The sequence below is a fragment of the Aminobacter sp. P4_D5 genome, assembly GCF_056401815.1.
In genome coordinates this window covers 1-500 of the sequence record NZ_JBFUIP010001501.1, presented here as the reverse complement: position 1 = coordinate 500, position 500 = coordinate 1, and the positions used below count along the sequence as shown (strand labels likewise).

Annotated in this window: 1 protein-coding gene; it reads left to right on the top strand. The window is 65.2% G+C overall.

Annotation, left to right across the window (positions count from 1 at the left end):
* Positions 1-426, top strand: a 426-nt coding sequence (locus AC1DWF_RS39185) for a hypothetical protein (protein ID WP_476843766.1), incomplete at its 5' end; no start/stop codon positions are given.
* Positions 427-500: the final 74 nt, after the last annotated feature.

Sequence of the window (500 nt, the reverse complement as noted above, 5' to 3'; positions counted from 1 at the left end):
GGCGTAACCATCCAGCAGATGGCTCGGCCCGCGGGCTTCGAGTTCGAGATCCAACGCGTGCCCTTCGGCCGCTACTCGGCCGAGGTCGCGGGCAAGATGCCGATCTACATCGACGGATATTTCGCTCGCCCCACCATCGACACCGCGACCTTCCCCTTCCTGCACTCGCGCGGCAGCCAGAACGAGCGGCTCTGGATCTATAGCGAGCCGAAGGTGGATGCTGCGCTGGAAGCCGCGCGGCTCACCGGCGACCCCGCCGTGCAGAAGACGCATTACGTCGCCATGCAGCGTGCCATGGTGGACAACCCGCCGGGCTACATCGCCTATGCCCAGAAATTCGCCTGCGCCTATCGCGCGGCGGTGAAGGACGTGCAGACGCATCCGATGCGCTGGTTCGACCTCAGGGCCGGCTATATCGGCGCGTAATGGCTGGCTTTCTTCTCCGGCGTTTCGCGTCCGTCGTCTTCGTGCTCTGGGCGATGACGGTGCTGGTCTTCGCC